The 20,975-nt window shown below is 73.0% G+C and carries 21 protein-coding genes; 10 read left to right on the top strand and 11 right to left on the bottom strand.

Annotated features, from left to right (window positions below):
* Positions 1-37: 37 nt before the first annotated feature.
* The 6 genes from JOF36_RS25535 (at position 38) to JOF36_RS25510 (ending at position 4,512) form a co-directional block, all read left to right on the top strand.
* Complete coding sequence (locus tag JOF36_RS25535; RefSeq protein WP_210031525.1) at positions 38-688, top strand: TetR/AcrR family transcriptional regulator; 651 nt, start codon at positions 38-40, stop codon at positions 686-688.
* 98 nt (positions 689-786) lie between these two features.
* Positions 787-1,152 carry a nuclear transport factor 2 family protein gene (locus JOF36_RS25530; protein WP_210031523.1) on the top strand — a complete coding sequence of 122 codons (366 nt, stop codon included), beginning with the start codon at positions 787-789 and terminating at the stop codon, positions 1,150-1,152.
* The gene (locus JOF36_RS25525) at positions 1,149-1,523 is read left to right on the top strand and encodes a hypothetical protein (RefSeq protein WP_210031521.1); all 375 of its coding nucleotides are present in this window, start codon (positions 1,149-1,151) and stop codon (positions 1,521-1,523) included. Before JOF36_RS25530 ends, JOF36_RS25525 begins: the two co-directional genes overlap by 4 nt.
* A gap of 35 nt (positions 1,524-1,558) precedes the next feature.
* Positions 1,559-1,879 carry an EthD domain-containing protein gene (locus JOF36_RS25520; RefSeq protein WP_210031519.1) on the top strand — a complete coding sequence of 107 codons (321 nt, stop codon included), beginning with the start codon at positions 1,559-1,561 and terminating at the stop codon, positions 1,877-1,879.
* Position 1,880: 1 nt separating this feature from the next.
* Positions 1,881-3,380 carry a class I adenylate-forming enzyme family protein gene (locus JOF36_RS25515; RefSeq protein ID WP_210031517.1) on the top strand — a complete coding sequence of 500 codons (1,500 nt, stop codon included), beginning with the start codon at positions 1,881-1,883 and terminating at the stop codon, positions 3,378-3,380.
* 19 nt (positions 3,381-3,399) lie between these two features.
* Positions 3,400-4,512 carry an alcohol dehydrogenase catalytic domain-containing protein gene (locus tag JOF36_RS25510; protein WP_210031509.1) on the top strand — a complete coding sequence of 371 codons (1,113 nt, stop codon included), beginning with the start codon at positions 3,400-3,402 and terminating at the stop codon, positions 4,510-4,512.
* 88 nt (positions 4,513-4,600) lie between these two features.
* On the opposite strand, the gene JOF36_RS25505 is transcribed toward JOF36_RS25510, so the two are convergent.
* The 5 genes from JOF36_RS25505 to JOF36_RS25485 form a co-directional block, all read right to left on the bottom strand.
* Positions 4,601-6,601, bottom strand: a complete 2,001-nt coding sequence (locus JOF36_RS25505; protein WP_210031507.1) for an oxidoreductase — start codon at positions 6,599-6,601, stop codon at positions 4,601-4,603.
* Between the two features lie 169 nt (positions 6,602-6,770).
* Positions 6,771-7,169 carry a VOC family protein gene (locus JOF36_RS25500; RefSeq protein WP_210031504.1) on the bottom strand — a complete coding sequence of 133 codons (399 nt, stop codon included), beginning with the start codon at positions 7,167-7,169 and terminating at the stop codon, positions 6,771-6,773.
* A gap of 105 nt (positions 7,170-7,274) precedes the next feature.
* Positions 7,275-7,970, bottom strand: a complete 696-nt coding sequence (locus JOF36_RS25495) for a fasciclin domain-containing protein (RefSeq protein WP_210031502.1) — start codon at positions 7,968-7,970, stop codon at positions 7,275-7,277.
* Positions 7,971-8,126: 156 nt separating this feature from the next.
* Complete coding sequence (locus JOF36_RS25490) at positions 8,127-9,728, bottom strand: molybdopterin-dependent oxidoreductase (protein WP_307862591.1); 1,602 nt, start codon at positions 9,726-9,728, stop codon at positions 8,127-8,129.
* 115 nt (positions 9,729-9,843) lie between these two features.
* Positions 9,844-10,863 (bottom strand): LysR family transcriptional regulator, encoded by a 1,020-nt coding sequence (locus tag JOF36_RS25485; protein WP_245350975.1) that lies wholly within the window; start codon positions 10,861-10,863, stop codon positions 9,844-9,846.
* A gap of 336 nt (positions 10,864-11,199) precedes the next feature.
* On the opposite strand from JOF36_RS25485, the gene JOF36_RS25480 reads away from it, so the two are divergent.
* Positions 11,200-12,342, top strand: a complete 1,143-nt coding sequence (locus JOF36_RS25480) for a Glu/Leu/Phe/Val family dehydrogenase (RefSeq protein WP_245352578.1) — start codon at positions 11,200-11,202, stop codon at positions 12,340-12,342.
* 10 nt (positions 12,343-12,352) lie between these two features.
* Here JOF36_RS25480 and hepT read toward each other — a convergent pair whose 3' ends face one another.
* From hepT to JOF36_RS25450, 6 genes are all read right to left on the bottom strand, one after another.
* Positions 12,353-12,739 carry a type VII toxin-antitoxin system HepT family RNase toxin gene (gene hepT, locus JOF36_RS25475; protein ID WP_210031498.1) on the bottom strand — a complete coding sequence of 129 codons (387 nt, stop codon included), beginning with the start codon at positions 12,737-12,739 and terminating at the stop codon, positions 12,353-12,355.
* A gap of 3 nt (positions 12,740-12,742) precedes the next feature.
* Positions 12,743-13,138, bottom strand: a complete 396-nt coding sequence (mntA, locus tag JOF36_RS25470; protein WP_210031496.1) for a type VII toxin-antitoxin system MntA family adenylyltransferase antitoxin — start codon at positions 13,136-13,138, stop codon at positions 12,743-12,745.
* Positions 13,139-13,254: 116 nt separating this feature from the next.
* Positions 13,255-14,547: a TRAP transporter large permease gene (locus JOF36_RS25465; protein WP_210031494.1), complete on the bottom strand. Its 1,293-nt coding sequence runs from the start codon at positions 14,545-14,547 to the stop codon at positions 13,255-13,257.
* Complete coding sequence (locus JOF36_RS25460; protein ID WP_210031492.1) at positions 14,547-15,071, bottom strand: TRAP transporter small permease; 525 nt, start codon at positions 15,069-15,071, stop codon at positions 14,547-14,549. The genes JOF36_RS25465 and JOF36_RS25460 overlap by 1 nt, the downstream gene beginning before the upstream one ends.
* Positions 15,064-16,191 carry a TRAP transporter substrate-binding protein gene (locus tag JOF36_RS25455; protein WP_210031484.1) on the bottom strand — a complete coding sequence of 376 codons (1,128 nt, stop codon included), beginning with the start codon at positions 16,189-16,191 and terminating at the stop codon, positions 15,064-15,066. The genes JOF36_RS25460 and JOF36_RS25455 overlap by 8 nt, the downstream gene beginning before the upstream one ends.
* A gap of 28 nt (positions 16,192-16,219) precedes the next feature.
* Complete coding sequence (locus JOF36_RS25450; protein WP_210031482.1) at positions 16,220-17,242, bottom strand: LacI family DNA-binding transcriptional regulator; 1,023 nt, start codon at positions 17,240-17,242, stop codon at positions 16,220-16,222.
* A 268-nt stretch (positions 17,243-17,510) separates the two neighbouring features.
* Here JOF36_RS25450 and JOF36_RS25445 point away from each other — a divergent pair, with 268 nt between their 5' ends.
* The 3 genes from JOF36_RS25445 to JOF36_RS25435 are packed head-to-tail and all read left to right on the top strand — an operon-like array spanning position 17,511 to position 20,970.
* Positions 17,511-18,719, top strand: coding sequence for a CaiB/BaiF CoA transferase family protein (locus JOF36_RS25445; protein WP_210031480.1), 1,209 nt, complete (start codon positions 17,511-17,513; stop codon positions 18,717-18,719).
* Complete coding sequence (locus tag JOF36_RS25440) at positions 18,719-19,648, top strand: HpcH/HpaI aldolase/citrate lyase family protein (RefSeq protein WP_210031478.1); 930 nt, start codon at positions 18,719-18,721, stop codon at positions 19,646-19,648. The genes JOF36_RS25445 and JOF36_RS25440 overlap by 1 nt, the downstream gene beginning before the upstream one ends.
* Complete coding sequence (locus JOF36_RS25435) at positions 19,645-20,970, top strand: LLM class flavin-dependent oxidoreductase (protein ID WP_245350974.1); 1,326 nt, start codon at positions 19,645-19,647, stop codon at positions 20,968-20,970. Before JOF36_RS25440 ends, JOF36_RS25435 begins: the two co-directional genes overlap by 4 nt.
* Positions 20,971-20,975 lie beyond the last annotated feature (5 nt).

The raw sequence follows: 20,975 nt of genomic DNA, 5'->3' as shown, positions 1-20,975 counted from the left end.
CTACGCTGGTTGCACCGTCCTGCGAAAGGTCACCCAGATGAGCATCGAAGCGCTGACCGAGGCCGACGACGGCCCCCGATCCAAGCGACCGGCCATCCTCGCGGCGGCCGTCGAGTGTTTCGGCGAAGTCGGCTTCGAGGGAACCAAGTGGTCGCAGGTGGCCGAACGGGTCGGGATCGGTCAGCCCGCGCTGTACCACTACTTCGAGTCGAAGACCCACTGTTTGCTGACGATCATGCGACTCGGGCTGCGCAACTCCGACGATGCCTTCAGGGCGGCGGTGGCGGACTCGGGATCAGCGCACGACGCGGTGTGCGCCGCGGTTCGGGCGGCGTTCGACATCTCGCCGCAGGAGGTGCAGCAGAACCGCATCCTGCAGTCCAACATCGCGCTCCTGTCCGGGCGGCGGACCTCGGAGCGCGAGGAGGCCGAGCGGCAGGCGTGCCGGAAGCTCGTCGCACGGATCGAGCGCAACTGGGCGGATCTGGTCCAGCAGGGCATCGAGCGCGGGGAGCTCGCACGGCACGACCCGGTGCTCATGGCACGGAGCCTGCTCGGCCTCGTCGTCAGCGTCTGGCGGTGGTACCGGCCGGACGGCTCGATGGAACTGCCGGCGATCGCCGACTTCATCTGCGGGTGCTGTGTCCGGATGGTCGACGCCCACACCCCGGAGCAGCCCTCCGGTTGATGTCGTGACGACCGGCCACGGCCCTTGCCCGAACTCCGGGCAGGACATAACCTCTGTACTGAACTGAATTCAAGTCACTTGCTGTAGAGGACGGTCGCGTGCTCATTGACGACTACTTCGCCTGCCTCGACGGGCCGAACCCGCTGAGCGGGCTCGACCTGGTCGAGCCGGACATCGAGTTCCTGTTGGCGCTGCCGACCGGAGAGGTGTCCGGGTCCGGACGTGCGGACCTCGCCGCCTACATCTCCGGCCGGCCTTCCGTCGGACGCAGACACAACGTGCTCCGCCGCTCCGTCGACGGCGACATGGAAATGGTCTACGGCTTCATCTCCGAGGGCGACGGCCGTGGCACCGGGGGGTTCGTCTCCGTCGGGCTCGTCTCGGAGAACGGACGGCTCGCCCGCTACCAGTCGTTCTTCCACCCGAGCTTCACGATGTACCAGCTGCCGGGGGCTGCCGCATGACCCCCGCGGACGGCGTGCTCGACCGCTGGTTCGCCACGCTCGACTCGGACGAGCCGGAGCGGATCCTGGACATGCTCGCGCCCGGCTTCCGGTTCTCGATCGTCTTCGGGACCGGAGGCGGAGCGGCGACGGACTTCGCCGGCAGTCGTGCGGAGCTGGAGGGCTACCTGGATCAGCGGGAGAAGGGTGTGCTGACCCACCACGTCCTGTCCCGGGCCCTCGTCGGCCGGGACGAGTTGGTGCTCGGCCAGGCCCGCCGGGCCGGCGCCTTCGAGTCGACGTTCGTGGCATCGGCCCGGCTCGCCCCCGACGGGCGGGTGACGGCCCTGATGATCGGCCGGTCGCCGGCCCTGGACATCGAGACGATCTGAGCCGGCACCTGCCGGCCACTGCGCAAGGAGGCGTCATGTTCAATCTCGCTCTGCTCGCCGCCCGCCCACCGGAATGGACGCACGACGAGTTCATCTCGTGGTGGCGTGGCGAGCACGCCGAGGTGACCTACCCGCTCCCCGGCCTGCGCGCCTGGCGCCACACCGCGGTGACCAGCGCACTCGAGGAACGCTCCGAGGGCTGGGACGGGTTGTCGGTCCTCAGCTTCGACAACGAGGAGGCTGCCCGCGCCGCCCTCGCGAGCGAGGAGTGGAAGGCCGCCCTGCGCCATGTCGGTTCCATGCGGGGCCGGCGCCTCGCGCAGCTCGGTGACGAGCGCGAGATGTTCCGGGGCTGATATGCGCGAACTGGTTTCCGAACTCGACCTGCGGGTCGCGAACGACCCCGAGCTGACCGTCGCGATCGACAGCGCGGGGAGGCACACCCTCGGATCGGTCATGGCGGCCGCCCGGGATCTCGCCGACGCCCTCGTCGACAGCACCGGGCCGCACCCGACCGTCCTGCTCCAGGCCGAGAACACGTGGCGCACCGTCGTGTGTGCCGTGGCGGTCGGTCGGGTGGAGGGCACGCTCGCACTGCTCAGCGGGCACGCCACGCGCCACGAGTTCACGGCGGCGTGCGAGGACATCGACCCGGACGTCGTCGTCACCGCTCCGGCGATCGCGGAGGTCTGGGCCACCGAGACCGTGGGGGCGATCGGCACGCCGGTCCTGGACGGCTGGGTGCTCGCCGGGCGGACCGGAACGCGTCCGGGGCGATGGGGCGACGGGGTGGTCATCGGACTGACCTCCGGCTCGACCGGCCGTGCCAAGGGGGTCGTCCAGTCGGAGGCGGCCCTGCGCTATGCGGGCAGGTCGACGATCGAGGCGGTCGGGCTGGAGCCGGGGGACCCGGTCGCCGCGCTCGTGCCGCTGTCGTCCGCCGCCGCGGTCTGTTTCGGTCTGTATCTCCCGCTCATGCTCGGCGCCCCGATGCTGCTGACGGAGAGGTGGAGCCCGCCCGACGCCGTCCGGATGATGGCCGAACACGGTGTCCGGTGGACGATGTGTGTGCCGACCATGGCGCTACAGATGGGCATGCACGCACCTGAGCCGGGGATGCTGTCGGCGATGACGGCCATGACCGTCGGTGGCGGTCCGATGGACAGCGGCGCGCTGGCCCGGGCAGAGGAGCGTCTGGGCACTCACATCCTGCGTGTCTTCGGGATGTCGGAGTGCCTCGGACACACGACGTCGCTCCCCTCCGATCCCGGGAATGTCCGCCTCGGTACCGATGGTGTGCCGTTCACCGGTACCCATCTGCGGGTCGTCGACGAGGTCGGAACCGCCGTGCCGGCCGGGACGGTCGGGCGCGCTCAGGTCCGGGGGCCCTCGCTCTTCGCCGGGTATGCCCATTCGGGCACCGTCGCGTCCCCCGAGCTGACCGCCGACGGCTATCTCACGACCGGTGACCTCATGTCGATCGACGCCGAGGGCCGGGTGGCGGTCCGCGGCCGGGAGAAGGACATCATCATCCGGGGCGGCCGCAACATCGATATCCACGAGGTCGAGAGCGCCGTCGCCCGTCATCCGTCCGTCGAACAGGTCTGCGCGGTTCCCGTGCCGGACGACGTGCTGGGGGAGCGGGTCGCGGTCCTGCTCGTGACGTCGCAGCGCGATCTCGGCCTGGCGGCGGTGCAGGAGCACCTGGAGACAGCGGGTCTGGCGAAGGGCAAATGGCCCGAGCACGTGTTCGTCGTCGATGCGCTACCGCAGAACAGGGTCGGCAAGCTGTCCCGGACGGACGCGATCAGGCTGGCGTGCTCGCTCGCGGCCGACCGCGAGCCGGCCCGGCACTGACCGCCGGAAGGAGCTCGTCGTGGACGCGAAAGCCGCTGTGGTCTGGCCCGGCCGGCGCACGTGGGCGGTCGAATCGGTCGAACTGGATCCGCCTCGCCAGGGCGAGGTGCTGGTGCGTGTCGAGGCCGCGGGCCTGTGTCACAGCGATGCCCACCTCGCATCGGGTGGGTACGCGGGCCTGCGCCGGCCGATGGTCGGCGGACACGAGGGCGCCGGCGTCGTCGAGGCGGTCGGGCCGGGCGTCACGCTGGTCGAAGAGGGCGATCACGTCGTGTTCGCCTTCATGCCGGCGTGCGGGGTCTGCACGGACTGTGCCGGTGGCCGGCAGCATCTCTGCGAGCTGGGTGCCGGAGTCGCGGAGGGTTTCGCGATCGCGGACGGGACCGCCCGGAGGCGTGCGCGGGGTGCCGAGCTCGGGTCGTTCTGCTTCGTGGGCTCCTTCGCGACCCGCACGGTCGTGCACGAGCGCAGCGTGGTGCGGTTCGAGCCTTCCCTGCCGATGGAGTCGGTCTGCCTCCTCGGCTGTGCCGGTGTGACCGGGTGGGGTGCCGCGGTCAACACGGCGGCTGTCCGGACCGGGGACACGGCCGTGATCGTGGGGGTCGGCGGGATCGGGGCGATGGCCCTGCTCGGGGCCCGGTACGCAGGGGCTGCGCAGGTGTGGGCGGTCGATCCCGTCCCGGGCAAGCGTGCGGCGGCGATCGAGCTCGGGGCCGACGGCACCGCGGCCTCGATGGCCGAACTCCTGCCGGAGCTGCGTGATGAGACGCGGGGGCGGCTCGCGGACCAGGTCGTCCTGTGCATGGGAAGCGGCGACAGCTCCGCCATGGCCGACGCCATGGCGCTGCTCGGTAAGCAGGGCCGGGCCGTCGTCGTCAACGTGCACGGCGACACCGAGCACGAGGTCCGGATGAGCCTGCGGGACATGCAGTCCTACGAGAAGCAGCTGGTCGGCTGCCTGGCCGGCTCGTGGTCGCCCCGGGAAGGTCTGCGCACTCTGCTCGACCTGTACGGCAGGGGTCGTATCCCGCTCGACCGCCTGGTCACCGCCCGCTATCCGCTCGACCGGATCCAGGACGGCTTCGCGGACCAGGCCGCCGGGAAGAACGTGCGCGGGGTCGTTCTCCCGTGACCCGGCCGGCCGCGTCGGGCCGAGGATCCGCGGGCGGGCCGCAGTGGTGTCGAGCGGGCCGGGAGCGTGACACCCCGGCGTGCTCGACTCATCCGACGTGCGCTGTCATTTCTTCAGCAGCGGCTCGGCCCTCGGCGATCGCGTGGCTCACACCCCGCGGCGCGACGGCGTCCCCGATCCACGTCGCTGCCACCCGGTCCGGGAAGGGCACGGCTCTCGGATGGCGTGTGCCGACCTGCACGACTCGGTCGGCCGGCACCGCGTGCTCGGTTCCGTCGAGCACGGAGCGCACGTGCAGCACACCGTTCGACCATCGGTCCGGTGTGGCCGGCAGCCGAATCTCCAGTGGACGGTTCGCCAGCCGTTCGAGGAGCTGGGTCCGGGACTCACCCGGGATCCCGCCCGCGAACCCGGTGCCCGGGGTGACGAGGGTGACCGGCAGCCCCTCCGCGAGGGCCGCCTCGACCGCACCGATCCCGAGCCAGCTCCCGAACCCGTCGTCGCACACCGCCACGCTGCCCGCACCGGACCACCACGCGGACGGGGCGCGGAGGAAGGCCTCGGCGGTGACCGCGCCGTCCAACGACGGCGGGTTCTCCCGCGCCCCGGTCGCCCACACGATCTCGTCCGCGCCGGCCAGGTTCCCCTCCGTCGCTTCCGTACCGAGCCGAACCTCGACCCCGAGCGCGTCGAGCCGCCGCCGGTAGTAGCCCAGCAGGTCGGACCACCCGGTGCGGTGCGGGGCACTCGCGGCGGAGCGCAGCTGGCCGCCGATCCGGTCCGACCGCTCCAGCACGGTGACCTCGACCCCGTCCCGGGCCGCCGCGGTCACCGCGAACTCCAGCCCCGCGGGACCCGCGCCGACGACCACGACCCGCGGCCCCCTCGGCCGGTGTCCGCCCGGCCGCCACGGCAGCGCCGGCTTCCGCGGCGAACCTGCGGGAGCCAGGTCGGGGTTGACCGCGCAGAGACCGGTCGGTTCGTAGCTGCGACAGTCCTGGAGGCATGCCACGCACGGCCGGATCTCGGCATCGCGGTCGTCGAGGACCTTGGTGGCGAAATCGGGGTCGGCGATGTGGGCGCGTGCCCCGCCGACGAGATCGGCGGCGCCCGACTCCAGCGCCTCGGCGATGTCGGCCGATCGCCGGAACGCTGCGCAGAGCAGCAGCGGGACGCCCAACGCGTCCCGCAGCTCGTGCGTACGCCCCAGTAGGGGTGGCCGGGTGGTGGCCATGTCCGGGACGTAGCGGCCGCGATCGCCCCAGGTCAGGTTCAGGTAGTCGAACGGTGCCGCGGCCTGTACGTGTGTCAGCAGCTCCGCGAGCTCCTCCAGCCGGAGATGGGCCGGGCCGTCGCCTTCCACCGAGACCCGGACCCCGACGACGACGTCCTCGCCCGCACCGGCTCGTACGGCCTGCACGACCTCGGCCAGCGCGCGTGCCCGGCCCGCCGCGTCACCGCCGTAGCGGTCGGCTCGCGTGTTCGCCGAGCGGGACAGGAACTGGGCCAGCAGATAGCCGTGGGCCGCGTGGATCTCGACGACCTGGAAGCCGGCCTCGACACAGCGGCGGGTGCTGACCCGGAAGTCCTCCGCGATCAGGGCGATCTCGTCGGTGCGCAGCGGCCGGGCCGGCGCGGGCTCCCGCGGGCCGGGGACCGGGCTGGGAGCCACGAACGGGAGGAACGTCCCCGCGCCGAGCGTCTCGCGTCCGAGGTGCCCGAGCTGTATCCCCGCAGCAGCTCCGCCGGATCGCATGGCCTCGGCACGGGCGGCGAGCCCGGGAGCCGCGCGTTCGTCGAATGCCTCGGTCAGGATCCGGTTCCGCGGCATCGACTCCGGGGAGACCTGCGTACCTCCCGCGACGAGCAGCGCAGCACCGCCGGCGGCGAGCCGCCGCCAGTACGCCTGGTCGTGGGCGTTCGGCACGCCGTCGGAGACGGTCGCGAGCCCGTGGGCGGACACCACGAGCCGGTTCCGCAGGGTGAGGGCACCGATCGTCAGGGGTGCTGCTGCCGGGTGTGCCGGTGCGGGCCTGCCACGTGGACTGTCGATGGCCGCGCCGGGGCGCCGAGCGTCGTCAGTCGTCATGGGGCGAAGCTAGCAAAGTGAATTCAGTTCGCCAACGGTGCCGATGCGCGGCCCGGGCTCCGGGCGCGCGTCTCGGTCGCTCCGGCGGCCCGTGCCCGCCGAGTGGTACGTCCCGTGCGCGCCGGATCGCGCGGTGGACACGTGCCACTCGGCGGGAGGCCGGCCGGGATCACTCCGGGCCGGTGAAGAACTCCAGCGCGATGTTGTCCGGGTCGCGGAAGGAGATGGCGCTGCCGTAGTGCGCCTTCTTGATGCCGTCATGGGCGATGCCCAGCTCGGTCAGCTTCTGCGCCCACTGCTCCAGCTCGGCGTGCGAGCCGACGGAGAACCCGACGTGGTCGAGCCCGGTGCGGTGCTCGTCGAAGGCGTCCTTCGACTCCCGGCCCTGGTGGGTGTGCAGGCCGAAGAGCATTCCGCCGTCCAGGGCGAAGACGGTGTGGTGGAAGCGGCCACCCTCCTCGTCCTCGACCAGGACGGGGTCCGCGCCGAACAGCGCCGAGTACCACGTCGTGCTGCGCTCGATGTCGGCCACGGTCAGTGCGACGTGCTGCAGTCCGGGAAAGGCCACGGTGGAGCTCCCTAGCTCTCGGCGTGCGACGGTCCCGGTCTGTGTATCAGCCGGACGGATCCGGTGTGCCCCTCCGACCGGACGGGGCACACCGGGATCGTACGGTCAGCCCTTCGGCATGAGCACCTTGTCGATCACGAAGACGGTGGCGTTCGAGGTCGGGATGTTGCCGCAGAGGACGTTCGCGGTGTTGCCCATGCCGTCGGTGACGGTCGGGGCCTCCGGGGTGCCGCCGATGGTCAGGTCACCGCCGGCCAGCTGGGACACGGTCTTCGCCTCCACCAGGCCCGCGGCGTCCATGCGCTGCGGGGTCACGTGGTAGGACAGCAGCCCCTGCAGCATCTCGGTGTCCGCCAGCAGCGCGTTGAACTGCTCCTCGCCCACCTGCTCCTGGACGGCGGTGAAGGCGTCGTTGGCCGGGGCGAAGACGGTGATCGCCTCCTGCTGGTTCAGCGTGTCGGCCAGGCCGGGCACCTTGCCGACGGCGGTGACGAGCGTGCTCAGCAGCGGGTTGCTGCTCGCCGCCGTGGCGACCGGCTGCGGGCCCATCGCGTTCAGCGAACCCGGCTCGTCGCCCTGCGGGAGCTGCCCGCAGGCCGGGCCGAACACGTCGTCGTTGGTGGTGACGCCGTCCGCCGCCGCGGGCATGGCCGGGGCCGACGACATCGGCTCGGAGGACATCGGCGCGGACGACATCGGCGGGGCCGACGCGGCCGGCTCGGCGCCGCCGCCACAGGCGGCGAGACCGAGGGTCAGTGCGGCGAGGACGCCGACGGTGGAGAGGGTGCGGGTCGCGCGCATGTCGCGGTTTCCTTTCGGAGGGGGACTGTCGATCGCTTCGCAGAGTTATTCGGACGGCCCGGTGTTCCGGTTCGGAAATCGTCGAGAATTCTGCGGAGTGCCGGAAAATTGCAGGGGGTGGCCACGGAATCGCGGTCCGGCGATTTCCGGGATGGCTCAGGCGACGGTGACGATCACCGATGGCCACCCCGTCGCGCCGTCCGGGATCGGGTCGACACGCTCGGCGGTCTGGGTGTCGCCGCGCCGGTCGGTGGCCCGGGCCGTCAGGGTGTGGCTGCCGGACCCCAGATCGAGCTCGGCACGCCACATCCGCCAGGTGTTCGGACCGACCTCGGTCGCCAGTTCGGCCCGGACCCACGGCCCGTCGTCGGCGCGGACCTCGACGCCCGCGATCCCGACCGGCTGCGCCCACGCGACCCCGGCGACCTGGACCCGGCCGGGCGCGAGCCGGCTGAACCCGACCGGCGCGTCGATCCGGCACTGGGTCTTGATCGGCGCCCGCTCGGCCCAGCCGCGGTCGCGCCAGTAGACGCTGCGCTGGGCGAACGTGGTCAGCTCCAGCTCGGTCAGCCACTTGGTCGCCGAGACGTAGCCGTAGAGGCCGGGGACGATCATCCGGACCGGGAAGCCGTGTTCGGGGGGCAGTGCCTCGCCGTTCATGCCGACCACGAGAAGCGCGCCGCGACCGGGTTCGAGGACGGTCGCCGTCGGGGTGCCCGCGGTCCAGCCGTCCCGGCTGGTGGCGACGATCTGGTCGGCGCCGGGGTCGATCCCGGCCTCGCGCAGCAGCGGCGCGAGCTCGACGCCGACGAAATCGGCCGTGGACACCAGGTTCCCGCCGACGGTGTTGGAGACGCAGGTCATCGTGATGGTTCGCTCGACCAGCGGGCGCTCCAGCAGGTCGTCCATGGTGAGGGCCAGCTCGCGGGCGACCCGGCCGTGCACGCGCAGGGTCCAGTCCTCGGCGCGGACCGCCGGGATCCGCAGGGCGACGTCGATCCGGTAGAAGTCGGCGTTGGAGGTGATGAACGGGGTGGTGCCGAGATCCGGGAAGGCGGCGGAGCCCGGGATCGCCGGAGCGCGTTCGGCGAACCGGGCGGCGGCCAGCCGCCGGGTCAGCGCGGCCCGGGAGTCCGCGATGCCGCGGCCGGACGAGGCGAGCGCGGCGCCCCCGCCCGCGGCGGCGAACGAGCCCACGAGGACGGCCGCGGACGCGCCCGTCAGCGCGGTACGGCGGCGCAGCCGGGCCGGGCCCCGGGCACCGGCACCGTGATTGCCGGCGCCGACCGAGGCTCCCGCGCCGACCGAGGCTCCCGCGCCGGCCTCGGCACGGTGCTCCGCGGCTGCTGCCGTGGCGAGCCGGTGCAGGCTCCGCTGCACGAGGACGCCGACCAGCAGCGCGGTCACCGGTGCCAGGAGGCCGGCCGGTTGCAGCGCCGGGGCCGTCGCGACCGCCGCGATCCCGAGCAGCCCCAGCACGATCACCACGGCCGTCCCGGGGGCCGGGCGGCGGCGCGCGGCCACCCCGCCGACGGTGGCGACCAGCACCAGCAGCACGGCGATCCCGGCGAGCAGGACGAGCTTGTCGGCCGTGCCGAACGCGGATTTCGCGAACTCGACGACCGGCTGCGGCGACAGTCGCACGACGGCGTCACCGATCGCGACGAACGGTGACGACGAGGGTGCCAGGAATCCGGCGACGAGATGGCCGGAGCCGACCGCGGCGAGAATCGCGAGCAGTTCCACCGCGATCGCCACGAATCGCCGCAGAACGGGGCCCGCCCCGTTTCCGTCCGCCTGCTCCCCGGTCCGCACGACAGTTCTTCGAACCGGAATGGTGATTCGGTTCGATCCTGGGCCGGGACGCGGTGGGTCAGCGCAGACCGAGCCGCCCGGCCGGGGCTGCGACGGGGTCGGGCGACGGTGCGGGATCGGGCACCGGTGCGGGGTCGGGCTCGGCGGTGGTCGGGGCGGGCAGCGCCGTGTCGGCACCCAGCCCCTTCTCCGCCGCGGCCGTCCGGACCGCGTCGACGACCAGCATCAGAGCGGCCCGGCGCGCGGTGTTCGTGCGGTAGGCCAGCGACACGGTCCGGGTCAGGGCCTCGCCGAGCGCGACGACGTCCACTCCCGGTGGTCGCAACGCCAGGCCCAGGTCGGTCACCAGCGTCACCCCCAGCCCCGCGGCGACCATCGCCATCGCGGTGGCCTGCTCCTCCACCTCGTGGTCGATCCGCGGGGTGAAGCCGGCGGACTGGCAGGCGAGCCGGACGGCGTGCCCGAAGTGCGAGCGCGCGGGGGACAGGATCCACGGGTGCTCGGCGAGCTCGGCGAGGGTCACGCTGGCCGCGGGCACCGCACCGGCCGGGACGGCGGCGTAGAGCCGCTCGACCGCGATCACCGCGCGTTCCAGCCCCCGGTCCCACGTCATCGGGTAGTTCGAGTAGTCGATGACGAACGACAGGTCGAGCGCGCCGTCGCGGACCGCGGCCGCCGTCGCCTCGGGGGCGAGCTCGCGGGTCCGGACGACGACGCCCGGATGGCTGCGCGCCAGCGAGGTGAGCGCGCCCGGGAGCAGTCCGGACGCGACCGAGGCCCACACCCCGGCGGTGATCTTCGCGGCGACCGACTCCCCGGCCTCCTCCAGCGCCTGGGTCGCGCGCTCGACCGAGGTGAGGATCTCCTCGGCGTGCTCGGCGAGCAGTACTCCGAGGTCGGTGAGCTGCACCCGGCGTCCCCGGCGTTCGAACAGTCGCGTCCCGACGTCACGTTCCAGCTGCGCGAGCTGCTGGGACACCGCCGAGGCGGTGTAGTGCAGCGCCGTCGCGGCTGCCGTGATCGTCCCGCGACGGTGCAGCTCGCGCAGCATGCGCAGGCGCGGGATCGACAGGTCCATGCCGACGAGCCTAGTGGCAGCCGTGCGCTGTGCAGGAAAGGTGAACGTCGCCGTGAATGATCCGTAAATGGACGCGGGGCCCGCCCGGCCCCACGCTGGGGCTACCGGTCGACGAGCCACCGACCGGGGGACGACGAGGTCCGGACCGGCACTGAAGCGACCGGCGTTGCCCCTCGGGTACGACGCCGGTACGAGCACGATAGGAGGTGGGTCGCTATGACGACGATGCAGAACCCGGCCGGGGGCATCCCGCAGGTGACCGCGCAGACCGTTACCGGGGCCGGTGTCCCCGCCGTCACCCCCGCGACCCCCGCCGTCCGCCGGTCCGAGCCGTACATGCGACTGCAGTGGAACGACTCGGCGACCGGCGCCATCGGCTACCTCGTCGTGCACACCCTGCGGTCCGGTCTGGCCACCGGCGGCACCCGGATGCGTGCCGGGTGCACGCTCAGCGAGGTCGAGGACCTGGCCCGCGGCATGGCGAACAAGACCGCGACCTTCGACCTGCCGGTCGGCGGGGCCAAGGGCGGCATCGACTTCGACCCGAAGGACCCGCGCGCCGTCGAGGTGCTGGAGCGGTTCTGCGAGGCCATGCGCCCGTGGCTCGACCGGCACTGGGTGACCGCCGAGGACCTCGGCGTGCCGCAGCACCTGATCGACGAGGTCTTCGGCCGGCTCGGTCTCGGCCAGAGCTTCCACGCCGCGATCGGCCGCTCCGACGACCCGGCCGCCACCCTGGCGCGGGTCCGCGCCGGCCTGAAGGCGGAGGTCGAGGGCGGGTTCGAGCTCGGTGACGTGATCGGCGGCTACGGTGTCGCCCACTCCTGCCTGGCCGCCGCCGTGTCCTGGGGCCAGGTGCCCTCCGAGACCACGGTCGCCATCCAGGGCGTCGGCACCATGGGCGGGTCCGCCGCGTACTACCTGCACGAGGCCGGGATGAAGGTCACCACGGTGGCCGACGCCGCCGGCACCCTGTACAGCGCCGACGGCCTCGACGTCCCGGCGCTGCTGGCCCTGCGTGACGGCTACGGCGAGATCGACCGCTCGCGGCTGCCCGACGGCGTCGAGCAGCTGCCGCGTGCCGCGATCCTCTCCGCCGACGCCGACATCCTGGTCCCGGCCGCGATCTCCTACGCGATCACCCCGGACAACTCCTACGACGTCCGCGCCCGGGTCGTCGTGGAGGCCGCCAACGCCGCGACCACGCCGGAGGCCGAGGCCATGCTGGCCGCCCGCGGCATCCCGGTGCTGCCGGACTTCGTCGCCAACGCCGGCGCCGTCGCCTGGGCCTGGTGGCTGCTGCTCGGCCAGGTCGACGACGCCCCGGACACCTCGTTCGACCGCCTGCGCACCGTGATGCACACCAAGGTCGCGCAGCTCATGGCCGCGTGGACCGAGGAGGGCGTCACCCCGCGCGAGACCGGCCACCGCTGGGCCGACGAGCCGGCGCCGACCGTGTCCCCGGTCGTCATCCCCTGATCGTCGTGGGTCAGACCGCGAGGGCTGCGATCCGGGCGGCGAAGCCCCCGAGATCGTCGAGGCCACCCTCCCGGATGCTGCGGGCGAGGAGATCGTCGTCGACCTCGGCGTAGAGGTGCACGATGAGGTTCCGAGCGCCGGCGAGCGACACCATGCGGCCGGCCAGGCCGTTGTCCAGTACGCCGACCTCGGCGAGCACGCGGAAGGCGTCCCCGTAGTCGCGCGGGGTGCGGTGCCCGTCCGAGGCGATCACGTGGTTGGCGAGGTCGATGCAGATCTGTGCGGCGGTCTGCACCAGGTGCCTGCGGCGGTAGGGGTCCGGGCGGTCCTCCGCCAACAGGTCCCGGTAGTGCTCGAGCATCACCAGGAGCCGGCGGACCCGGTCGGCGTCGACCATCGTCTACCGCAACCCTTCTCGCGCCACACGTTCGAGGAACGACTGCGTCGTCTCCTCGAGCACGGGCCGGAACTCGATCCACCGCATGCGAGCATCCACTTCGAACCGGACCCGGATGGTCTCGTCGGCGCTGAACAGCAGCCGCCCGTTGTCGGCGACCGTGCCGCGCAGCTCAAGGCCCGCCCGCGCGAGGTCGACGACGTCGACCCGGGTACCGAGCGGCACGGCCAGGTCGGCGGCGAGCCGCTCGGTCGCGTCCAGCACCGGTTCCTCGCCGGTGAACAGCACGGCGACGTCGTGGTCGCTCCCCGCCCGCGCGGTGCCCTCGGCGCGCGAGCCGAACAGGTAGGCCACCGCCACGTCGTGCGCGGCGAGGACCGCGTCGAGGCCGGGCTCCATGCGGCCATCGTGGCACAGCCCGGCCTCGACCCGAGCACGGATCGTTCCCGCCGAGATGCAGCTCAGCGGGCCGGAGAGATCGACAATTCCCGCTGCGGCGCATCTCGGCGGGAAAGCTACGACCCGCCCATCGTCTCGGGGATCCAGAGCACGATCTGCGGGAACGCGGTGAACAGCAGCACCAGCAGGAGCATCGCCACGATGTAGGGCACGACCGCACGGAAGATCTGTTCCGGCGGACGGCCGGTGGCCCGCGCGACGATGAAGACGTTGAGTCCCAGCGGGGGAGTGACCAGGCCGATCTCGGCCAGCAGCACCACCATGACGCCGAACCAGATCGGGTCGTAGCCGAGCTCCTCGATCACCGGCAGCACGATGGGCACGGTCAGCGCGAGGATCGCGATCTGGTCCATGAACGCGCCCAGCACCAGGTAGATCAGGGCGATCAGCAGGAAGATCACCGTCGGTGGCGCGGCGAGCCCGCCGATCGTGTCCACCAGCCCCTGCGTGACCCGGGTCAGGGTCAGGAAGTAGCCGAACAGGAACGCCGCCATGATGATCAGCAGGATCATCGCGCTGGAGGCCAGCGTGGCGCCCAGTGCCTTCCGGACGCCCGCGAGGGTGGCCTTGCGCCGGAGTGCACACAGCACGAACGCGCCGGTCGCGCCGAGCGCGGCTGCCTCGGTCGGGGTGGCGAGTCCGATGTAGATCCCGCCGACGACCAGCAGGAACAGCATCAGGACCGGGCCCACCGCGGTCAGCGTGCGGACCTTGACCGCCACCGGGTGCGCCTCACCGCGCGGGGCGAGGTCGGGGTTGCGGCGGACCAGCAGCAACGTCGTCACGATGATCGCGAGCGTGATGAGCAGGCCGGGGAGGAACCCGGCGAGCAGCACCTTGCCGACGCTCGCCTCGGCGAGGATCGCGTAGAACACCAGGATGATGCTCGGCGGCACCATCGCCGCGAGGGTCCCGACCACGGCGACCAGGCCGTTGGCCAGCCGGCCGTCGTAGCCGCGCCGTTCCATCTCCGGGATGGAGGTGGCGGCCAGCGTCGCCGCGGCCGCGGTGGACGACCCGGACACGGCGGCGAACGCGGCGCCGGACACCGTCGTCCCGACACCGAGCCCGGCCGGGAGCCGGCCGACCCAGATCCGCGCGGCGTCGAACAGCTCCGTGGCGACACCGCTGAGCAGCACGAACTGCGCCATCAGGATGAACAGGGGGATGGGGGCCAGCGAGTGCGACGCGATCGCCGAGTGCGGGGCGGTCTCCAGGAACCCGGCGAGGACGGGCAGGCCGCCGTAGGACAGCAGGCCGACCAGGCCGGTCGCCCCGATCGCGAACCCGACCGGGACCCGGAGCAGCAGCAGGACCAGCAGCAGGAGCAGGACTCCGGCGACGAGCATCAGCGCACCTCCGTGCTGGTGGGGTCGGTCTCCGGGACCGTGGCGGGCGCCCCCTCCACGAGGAGCAGCACCAGCCGTGCCGCGGCGACGAGCGCGCCGAGCGGGACCATGACCGCCGAGGTCCACACCGGCCAGGGCAGCTCCGCGGACCCGGCAGGCGGCGCGTACCCGCCCGCGGCGGCGTCCGTGGTGAGCAGGAGCCCACCGACCGCGACGGCGAGCAGGAACACGAGCCCGGTGGCCGCGGCCAGCCGGTCGCACCACGGCCGCAGCGCGCGGGGGAGCCGGTCGTAGACGACGTCGATCGCCACGTGCGCGCCCTCCCGGACGGTGACCGGCAGGCCGAGGTAGAAGAACGCGACCATCAGGTAGTTGCTGACCAGCCCGACCGCCCAGGACAACGGGGAGCCGAGCACGTAGCGGGCCACCACCTCGGCACCCATCAGCAGCGCCATCGCCGCGAGCGCGAGACCGGCGAGGACACCCAGCGCGTCCTCGACGCGGCGCAGGAGCCGGTCAGCCATCCGAACCACCCCGCCCGGTGGTGGCGAGTGCCTGCTCCATCGCGTCCAGGGTCGCCGCACCCGGCAGCCCGCGCTCCTCCATGTCCGCGACCCACTGGCCGCGCACCGGTGCCAGCGCGGTGCGCCACTGCTCGATCTGCTCCGGCGTGAGCGGGGTGAAGTCCAGCCCGCCTTCGGCGAGCGAGGTCCGGGACCGCTCGTTCTCCTGCTCGATGGCCGTGCACAGGTGGGCGGTGGTCTCGGCGCCGGCCCGGGTCAGCACCGCGCGCAGGTCGTCGGGCAGCCGCTCCCACGTGCTCTCGCCGACGACGTAGCTCAGGGTGAAGCTGCCCAGCGGGGCGCCGAGGGTCGCGTCGGTGGTGACCTCGTCGAGGCGGTACGGGGTGGCGCTCATCGGCGGCAGCGTCGTCCCGTCGACGGTGCCCCGTGACAGCGCCTCGTACATCTCCGGCCCGGCGATCGAGACCGGCGCCGCGCCGAGGGCCTGCACGGCCTGGTCCAGCACGCCACCCGAGGACCGCAGCTGCAGCCCGGCCAGGTCGGACGGTGTGGTGACCGGGGCATCCACGGTCATCACCTCGTAGCCGGGCTGGACGCCGACGAAGAGCATCCGCAGGCCCTGCGGGCCGTACTCGGCGGTGTGCAGGATCCCGGCGCCGGTGCCGTCCGGAGCGCCCGGCGACATCAGCGAGCTCAGTGCCGCGGCCGGTCGGCAGGCGTCGGTGCTCATCCCGGGCAGGTCGGCCACGTTCGACAGCGGCAGCCGGTCGGCCAGGTAGGGCGGGGACACCACACCGATGTCGATCGCCCCGGAGCGGGTGAGCGCGACGTGGTCCTCGGCCTTGCCCAGCTGCGCGGACGGGAAGTAGTCGAAGGCCAGGCGTCCTTCCGAGAGGGCGACGGCCCGCTCGACGAAGAAGTCGACGCCGCCCCGCGAGGCCGGATGGCTCGGTGGGTAGGAGTCGCCGATCCGGAGGGTGACCACGCCCGGTGGAGCGCCGTCGTCGGGGGGCGCCGTCCCGCAGGCGGTCAGGGTCATGGCCACGGCCAGCACCACGGCGGCCGCGCGCCACGTGCGCGTGGGTGGGCGGTGCCGGGACGGCCCGGTCGGTGTGGACAACCCTGTCCTCCTCGGGTCGGTGCGCGGGTCAGGCCCCCGGCGGTGGGGGACCGGTCGAGCCGCCGATGTGCAGCTCGGACGTCAACAGCACGTCGCCGGACGAGTCCCCGCCGATGCGGTCGAGCAGCAGACGCGCCGCCCGCCGGGCCAGCTCGGGGTAGTCGATGGAGACGACGCTCAGCGGCGGGTCGTGCAGCGCGAACCACGCCGGGTCCCCGTAGACGACCAGGGACAGGTCCCCGGGCAGGCGCAGCCCCGAGGCGCGGACCGCACGGGCGACGGCCAGCGACAGCGTCCCGCCACCGACGACCAGCGCGGTCGGGCGGTCGGCGCGGTGCAGCAGCTCCCGAACGGCGCCCGCGCCCTGGTCGGTGGCCGGTTCGAGCAGCCGTACCGCCAGGGAGTCCGGGTCGAGGCCGGCGGCCGCGGCGCCGTCGCGGACGGCGGCCAGCCGGGCGGCACCGTTCGAGATCGCCCGGCTCGGACCGATGTAGCCGATCCGCCGGTGCCCGAGGTCGACGAGCCGGGTGACCGCGTCGCCCAGGGCGGTGTCGTCGCTGTAGACCCCGGGCGCGTCGATCCCGCAGCTGCGGTGGAACTGCACTACCGGCAGCTCCCGCAGCAGCTCGCGGGTGCCGGCGAGGATGCCCGTGCTGGGGGAGACGACCATGCCCGCGACCCGGGTCGCCACCAGGTCCCGGATCTGGTCCAGCTCGCGCCGCGGGTCGTTCTCGGTGATCGTGAGGATCATCTGCGTTCCGTCGGCGGACAGCAGCCGGGCGCACTGGGCGGCCACGGCCGAGTAGGCCGGCGTGTCGACATAGGGGATCACGAACCCGACGAAGGCACGGCTGGAGTTCGACGAGAGCGCGCGGGCGTGCCGGTTCGCGACGTAGCCGCGGTCCCGGGCGTGGTCGCGGATCCGGCGGGCCAGCTCCGGTCGTACCTGCGCGCTGCCGTTGAGGGCACGTGAGACGGTCGCGGTGGAGACCCCCAGCTCGCGGGCCAGATCGACGACGCCGACCTCACCGCGACGCGTGCGAGCCGGCATGGAGCAAACCTTTACATCGACGACCGGGCGGGGACGACCCTGCTGAGCCGGCACCGAGGGGTACCAGGAGACACGGCCGGGCATCTCCCGTCAACCCTGGTCCCGCGGTCTCCAGGGCGTGTTGGGTGATCGACGAAGCGCGGTTCGCCGGTGGGTGCCCGGAGCGTGTTGACCGGATTGGCGGGGCCGTGCTGTACTCGACCACGTTCGGGTTTGTAAAGCTTTACACAATCCGAGCGTCACGCGACGAGGCGGAGGAGGTCGGTCGATGACCGGCGCGGCGAGTACCGGACCGTTGGCGGGCCTGCGGGTCGTCGACGCCGCGACCCTGGCCGCGGGGCCACTGATCGCCACCTGGCTCGGCGAGCACGGGGCCGACGTGATCAAGGTCGAGCAGCCCGACGGCGGAGACCCACTGCGCCAGTGGGGCGCCCAGCGCGACGGCGTCGGTCTGATGTGGAAGTCGGTGTCGCGCAACAAGCGCTCGGTGACCGCGAACCTGCGGCTCGAGGCAGGCCGGGACCTGCTGCGCGGGCTGGTGGACACCGCCGACGTCGTGGTGCTCAACCTGCGTCCGTCGACCCTGGAGCGGTGGGGGCTGGACCACGCGTCGCTGTCGGCCCGCAACCCGGGACTGGTGACCGTGCACGTCACCGGCTACGGGGCGGGCGGGCCGAAGTCCGACCGGCCGGGGTTCGGCACCCTCGGCGAGGCGATGAGCGGGTTCGCCCACCTCACCGGGCATCCGGACGGGCCGCCCACGCTGCCCTCGTTCATGCTCGCCGACGGCGTCGCCGCACTCACCGCGACCTGGGCGGTGATGATGGCGCTCTACCACCGCGACGCCCGCGGCGGCAGCGGCCAGCTGATCGACATCAACCTGATCGAGCCCCTCGCGCGGCTGATCGAGCAGCCGGTGCTCACCTACGACCAGCTGGGGGCCGTGCCGAACCGCACCGGCAACCGGTGGGACATCTCGGCCCCGCGCAACACCTACCGCACCGCCGACGGGCACTGGCTGGCCATGTCCGGGTCCGCGCCGACGATCGCGATGCGGGCACTGCGTGCCGTCGGGCGCCCGGACCTGACCTCGGACCCGCGGTTCGCCGAGGCCCAGCAACGGCTGAAGCACGCAGGCGAGATCGACGAGGTGATGGCGGACTGGATCGCCGGGCGGACCCTGGAGGAGGCGATGGCGGTGTTCGAGGAGGCCGACGTCGCCGCCGCACCGGTCTACGACGCCCCGCAGCTGCTCGCCGACCCGCAGCTCGTCGCGCGCGACACCTACCCCCGGGTCGCCGACGACGACCTGGGCGAGATGCGGGTGCAGGCCCCGGTACCGCGGTTCTCGGCCACCCCGGGCCGGATCACCCACCTCGGCCCGTCGCTCGGCGCGCACACCGACGAGGTCTACCGCGAGCTGCTCGGCCTCGACGACGCCCGCCTCGCCGAGCTCCGTGCCCAGGAGGTGCTCTGATGTCCCGACCGGTCCGCGCCCGGCGCAGCGAGCTCGCCACCCCGGCGAGCAACGAGCACATGTTCGCCAAGGCCGCGGCCGCCGGCGCCGACCTGGTGTTCCTGGACCTGGAGGACGCCTGCGCGCCCGCCGAACGCGAGGCGGCCCGGCCGAAGGCGGCCCGGGCGCTGCGCGAGCTGGACTGGGGCGCCACGACCCGGGCGATCCGGATGAACGGCGTCGACACCCGGTGGGCGCACGGCGACGTGATCGAGGTGGTCACCGCTGCCCGCGAGGCGCTGGACGTGATCATCGTGCCGAAGGTGCGCGCGGCCCGGGACGTGTGGTGGGTGGACGTGCTGCTCACCCAGCTGGAGGAGACGCTCGGGCTGGGGAAACGGATCGGCCTGGAGGTGCTGATCGAGGAGGTCGAGGGCCTCCAGGAGGTCGACGCGATCGCCCGCTCCTCGGACCGGCTGGAGGCACTGATCTTCGGGGCCGGTGACTTCTCGGCGTCGCAGGGCGCCCGCGTCGACACCAACTTCGACCCGCGCGCCGACTACCCGGGCGACCTCTGGCACTACGCCCGCTCGCGGATCGTGGTGGCGGCCCGGGCGGCGGGCATCGAGGCGGTCGACGCGCCGTACCCGAACTACCGCGACCCCGACGGCTACCGGACCGCCTGCGAGCGGGCCGGCGCCATGGGCTTCGCCGGCAAGTGGGCGATCCACCCCTCCCAGGTGGAGCCGGCGAACGACGTGTTCGCACCCACGCCGGAGGAGATCGCGCACGCGCGGCGCACCGTCGCGGCCTACCGCGACGCCGAGGCCGCGGGCCGCGGTGCCACCGGCCTCGACGGGATGCTGGTCGACGCGGCCCACCTGCGGCACGCCGAGACCGTCCGGACGAAGGCGGCCCTGCTGGGCCGCGACGGCGGGGAGGTTCGATGAACGGGCAGATGACCCTGGTCGGGTTCATGCAGGCCGGCAACGTCACGGTGTACTCCGGGTCGTGGCGCTACCCCTCGGCTGACCTGTCGTTCCTGTCCATGGGCTACTACACGCGGATCGCGCGCACCCTGGAACGCGGCCTGTTCGACCTGGTGTTCTTCGACGACCGGCTGGCGATGCCGGGGGTCTACGGAAACTCGGTCGCCGACGCCGTGCGCTACGGGGCCCGCCCGGTGAAGCTCGACCTGACCGCCGTGCTCGGTGGGATCGTCGCGGCGACCGAGCGGATCGGTGTCGGGGCGACCTACTCCACGACCTACTACGACCCGTTCCACGTCGCCCGCACGTTCGCGACCCTGGACCACCTGTCCGGCGGGCGTGCCGCGTGGAACGTCGTGACCTCGGTCAACGACTCGGAGGCGCAGAACTTCGGCCGCGACACCCATCTCGGCCACGACGAGCGCTACGACCGGGCCGACGAGTTCCTGGAGGCGGTCACCGCGCTGTGGGACTCCTGGGAGGACGGCGCCCTGGTCATGGACCGGGCCTCCGGCGAGTTCGCCGACCCGGACAAGGTGCACGAGATCGACCACCGCGGCGAGTACTTCTCGGTGCGCGGCCCGCTGACCGTGCCGCGCACCCCGCAGGGGCGGCCGACGATCCTGCAGGCCGGCTCGTCCGGGCGCGGCCGCAGCTTCGCCGGCCGGTGGGCCGACCTCGTCTTCACCGCGGCCCCCGGGCTGGCCGTCGCGCAACAGCAGTACGCAGAGCAGAAGCAGGCCGTCGCCGACGCCGGGCGGGACCCGAAGGAGGTGCGGCTGCTCCCGATGGCCTACACCGTGGTCGGGGAGACCGAGGCCATCGCCCGGGAGAAGGAGCGGCTGTTCCTCGACGAGTACGTGCACCCGCTGGCGTCGCTGGCGCTGCTGTCCGAGGTCAACAACTACGACTTCTCCGTGCACGACCTCGACGACCCGGTCACCGAGGAGATGATGGCCGCCGGCCGCGGGATCCGCGGGCTGGCCGAGGGCGTCGCGCGCCATCTGGACCGCCCGGTGACCGTGCGCGATCTCGCCGCGCACCGGGCGACCCTGTTGCAGGGGCCGCGGTTCGTCGGGACGCCGGCGCAGGTGGCCGACGGGATGGAGGAGTGGTTCCGGTCCGGGGCGTGTGACGGCTTCGTGCTGGCCGCGACCCACCTGCCCGGCGCCTTCGAGGAGTTCGTCGCGATGGTCGTCCCGGAGCTGCAGCGCCGCGGGCTGTTCCGCACCTCCTACGAGGGCACGACGCTGCGGGACCGGCTCGGTCTGGCCCGGCCCTGAACTGC

Origin of the sequence: Pseudonocardia parietis (assembly GCF_017876315.1) — a bacterium.
In the GTDB taxonomy this organism is placed as follows: domain Bacteria; phylum Actinomycetota; class Actinomycetes; order Mycobacteriales; family Pseudonocardiaceae; genus Pseudonocardia; species Pseudonocardia parietis.
This window is presented reverse-complemented; position numbering and strand designations above follow the sequence as displayed.